This window comes from Psychrobacter sp. NPDC078929 (genome assembly GCF_050267985.1).
Classification (GTDB): domain Bacteria; phylum Pseudomonadota; class Gammaproteobacteria; order Pseudomonadales; family Moraxellaceae; genus Psychrobacter.
Window position 1 is genome coordinate 1 of sequence record NZ_JBNNFX010000047.1, and the last position, 4045, is coordinate 4045.

The 4045-nt window shown below is 47.1% G+C and carries 2 protein-coding genes and 1 pseudogene; 1 reads left to right on the top strand and 2 read right to left on the bottom strand.

The window, feature by feature from the left end; translation table 11 throughout:
* Together ACQKCG_RS13745 and ACQKCG_RS13750 are read right to left on the bottom strand one after the other, a co-directional pair.
* Nucleotides 1-1068, bottom strand: a pseudogene (locus tag ACQKCG_RS13745) (heme lyase CcmF/NrfE family subunit); the annotation flags it as partial.
* A gap of 121 nt (nt 1069-1189) precedes the next feature.
* Nucleotides 1190-3391 (bottom strand): heavy metal translocating P-type ATPase, encoded by a 2202-nt coding sequence (locus tag ACQKCG_RS13750; RefSeq protein WP_075107733.1) that lies wholly within the window; start codon nt 3389-3391, stop codon nt 1190-1192.
* A gap of 142 nt (nt 3392-3533) precedes the next feature.
* On the opposite strand from ACQKCG_RS13750, the gene cadR reads away from it, so the two are divergent.
* Nucleotides 3534-3944 carry a Cd(II)/Pb(II)-responsive transcriptional regulator gene (gene cadR, locus ACQKCG_RS13755; protein WP_007394845.1) on the top strand — a complete coding sequence of 137 codons (411 nt, stop codon included), beginning with the start codon at nt 3534-3536 and terminating at the stop codon, nt 3942-3944.
* Nucleotides 3945-4045: the final 101 nt, after the last annotated feature.

The following is a 4045-nucleotide window of genomic DNA, read 5'->3' on the forward strand; positions in this document are numbered from 1 at the left end:
TTGATCACTAAAAAGGACTCACGTGAAATCAGCTGATATTGACTTTCAACGGTTAAACGCCAACCGCGAACGGCAAACATTAATAGACCACTACCGATGATAATGCCAAGAATAGCTAAGATGACCAAACCACGCGTCGGATCAGCGGCAAACGAATGCACTGAGGTAAGGACTCCAGAGCGTACCAGGAACGTGCCAAGCAAGCTTAAGGCAAAGGCGAAAATAGCCAGCATGATGGTCCATGCTTTAAACACCCCGCGCTTTTCAGTGACTGCTAATGAATGCAGCAATGCTAAGCCGACAAGCCAAGGCATAAACGAGGCGTTCTCTACCGGATCCCAAAACCACCAACCGCCCCAGCCAAGCTCGTAGTAGGCCCACCACGAGCCCAGTGCAATACCAATGGTCAAAAATCCCCAAGCCGCGAGCGCCCATGGACGTGACCAGCGTGTCCAAGCAGCATCTAAACGCCCTTCCCACAATGCCGCCATACAAAATGCAAAAGGCACTACCATACCCACATAGCCCATATATAACATGGGCGGATGAATAATCAGACCGAAATCTTGTAGGACAGGATTTAAATCAGCGCCATCGACCGCTAGATTGGGTAAGGTACGCTCAAACGGTGACGAGGTAAATATCAGCATTGTTAGCATCATTAACTGTACACCGGCCAAAATAACTAATACCCGCGCACGCATTGATAACGGCAAGCCGCGACTAAAGTATGATACCAGTGCACACCATGTGGCCATGATGGTCATCCATAGCAGCAAAGAGCCCTCGTGTCCGCCCCATGTCGCCGATAACTTATAGTACCAAGGCAAACAGCGTATTGGAATGCTGCGCGACGTAACTGAGGCTAAAATCATTATAATAAAAACCTGCTATCAAAGCGCCAAATGACGTTATCATGGCGGCAAACTGTGCCCAAGCTAAGCTAGGGGCTAGTCGTTGCCAAGCAACTTGGTTACGAATAACACCAATAGTTGGCAGAATTACCTGCAATAACGCCAATACAAAAGCGGTAAGCAAGGCAAAATAGCCCAATTCTGTAATCAACATACGGTCTAACCTTATTTACTCTAATGCGGTTGCAGTTTACTGTAGCGGTGGAATTTTTATTATTAGAACCCACCCCCGAAATCTGCTGCTATCTCTAGTTTTTAATTGATTTCGAAGGGTTTTATTTAACTACTTTAGGCGGAGTTACCAGTGGAGGCGCGCCTTTAAAGCGCAGTAAACGTAACGCATTGAGAGTAACGAGCACTGTTGCTCCAGCATCAGCTAGAACCGCAATCCATAGTCCAGTAATGCCGAATACGGTCGTGATCAGAAAGACGCCTTTGAGACCTAAAGCGAAAATGACGTTCTGATGAATGTTGCGCATGGTGGCACGTGAAAGTGCGATGAGATGAGCCATATCCGTAACACGACTTTTTAATAATGCGATATCGGCCGTCTCAATGGCCACATCGGTACCACCACCCATCGCGATGCCAACATCGGCAGTTGCTAGCGCTGGCGCATCGTTAATACCATCACCAACCATCGCTATTTTGCGGTTGTTCTTCATCTCGTTAAGCAGGCGCAGTTTGTCCTCAGGCAACAGCTCAGCTTCCCATTCCACGTCTAAATTACTGGCAAGTGCTTGAGCGGTTAAGCGGTTGTCGCCTGTTAGCATGACGGAGCGCACACCCATCGCTTTGAGCTGAGCCACACCTTCATGAGCGTCGTCTCGTAATTCGTCTCTTAGCGCGATTAATCCAAGCACTTCACGGTTTTGCTCATCGAAAAGAACAGAGACGGTCTTACCCTCATTTTGCAGCGCCTCAATTTGCGCCTGTTGTGTGGATGAAATCAATGCCTCATCGGCTGCGTAAACAGGCGAACCGATAGCTAGCGCGCGCTCCGCGACAGTTGCGTGTACCGCTTTACCCGCAGTAGCAGAAGCTTTGGAAGCCACAGGTATAACAACTTTAGCGGCTTCAGCATGGCTGACAATGGCTTCAGCAAGTGGGTGACTAGAACCAGTCTCCACACTGGCAAAAAGTGCCAATATCTCATCTTGACCTTGAGAATTCTGACCTTGAATACTTGAGTCCTCTTGTGTAAAGGCAACAACATCGGTCACGCGTGGTTTGCCTTCAGTTAAAGTGCCTGTCTTGTCAAAAGCGACCGTCTTCACTTGGCCGATAGTTTCTAAAGCACTACCGCCTTTGATCAGCAAGCCACGGCGCGCACCAACAGCAAGACCAGAGGCGATGGCAGCGGGTGTTGATAGTACAAGAGCACAGGGACAGGCAATCAGCAACAGTGCTAGACCGCGATACAACCAAGTCGACCAATCTCCACCCATGGCTAACGGTGGAATGATAATAATTAGTGCGGCAATAGCCATCACTGCCGGTGTGTAATAGCGACTGAATTTCTCAATAAAACGGGCAGTGGGTGCTTTGGAGGCTTGGGCTTGCTCTACCAGCTCAATAATGCGCGAAATGGTGTTATCGGCGGCTGTCTTTTCTACGCGCACTTGGAGCACACCATCGATGTTAATTGACCCTGCAAATACATTGTCACCCATCGTCTTGGCAACAGGAACAGACTCTCCCGTCACGGGCGAATCATCAAGGCTGGACGCACCTTGAACAATGGAACCATCAGCAGATACCCTATCTCCAGGACGCACCAGCACAAGGTCATTCACTTGTAATGAAGTCGCTGGAACGTTACGCTGCCCACCTTGAGCATCAAGTAAAATTGCACTTTTCGGAACCAGCGATGATAAGGCTCTGATGCCAGCGCGAGCGCGATCAGCAGCGATACTCTCAAACAGTTCACCGATTGAGAACAAAAAGACAACTGCTGCGGCCTCTTCAGCTTCACCAATGATAAGTGCGCCAAGCACGGCGACGGACATCAGCGTTTCAATTGAAAAGAATGAACCTGTTTTAGCCAGTGCTAAGGCTTTGCGCGCAAATGGAAAAACGCCTACAATCACAGCGATGGCAAACACCCATATCCCATAAGCGGGCAACAGTAGTGACAGTGCATAAGCGCTGCCCATCAAAATACCGAGGCCAACAACCTGTTTGCCTTTTTGAGTTTGCCACCATTGCTTATCCTGCGGAGCCATCTGATTGTCGCTGTCAATATCAATAGCCGATACAGTTTGTTGACCAGTATTGGCAGAGATGCCGAACCCTAGGCTTTTGATTGTTTTTTCGATATCACTAGCCTGAGTCGGCGCACCAGGGGCTAAATTTAGCTCTAGCGTTTCTGTAGCGAAATTCAGCTGAACATCAGAAACCCCAGGCATACGTTTCAAAGCTGTTTCAATCTTGCCGATGCAACTGGCACAGTCCATACCTTCAATATGATATTTCATAATAATTTACCCTTTGAATAATGATATTATGAACCCTATAGTGGCTTTAGAGTCAAGGTTATTTATCTACAGTTTCGTAATTTTAATTTCTCTAGCGCTAGTCTTTACAGCCACTTTAATTATTTAAATCATAGAGGTTGTTATGACAATCAAAATTGGTGAGCTCGCTAAACGCACAGGTGCCACAGTAGAAACCATTCGCTATTATGAAAAAGAGCGTTTATTACCCGAGCCTTTTCGTAGCGAAGGGAATTATCGTTTATATAATGAAGAGCACATTGAGCGTCTACAATTTATCCTACATTGCCGTACGCTCGATATGGCTTTAGATGATGTGCGAATCTTACTTGAATACTGGGAGTCGCCTGACAAGGACTGCGGCGATGTGAATAACTTGCTAGATGAGCACATTCATGCTGTGGAAATACGAATGGAAGAACTGATGCACTTAAAGCATCACTTGACCGTTTTGCGCCAGAAATGTGCAAGTAGTGCACCAGCGTCATCATGTGGCATTTTAAACGCGCTTGTCGATAACTCCTGTCATGAGTAATGATATCAGTAGTGTTCATTTCTGACGGATCAAATCATGAAAGGTTAAATACGCCCTGATGTTAAGCACAAAAAAACCCAGCAATGATATTAAGATCACTA

Bases quoted from the DNA above. Each gene is read 5' to 3' on its own strand.
- ACQKCG_RS13750 (WP_075107733.1), bottom strand. From the start codon at position 3,391: ATGAAATATCATATTGAAGGTATGGACTGTGCCAGTTGCATCGGCAAG.
- cadR (WP_007394845.1), top strand. From the start codon at position 3,534: ATGACAATCAAAATTGGTGAGCTCGCTAAACGCACAGGTGCCACAGTA.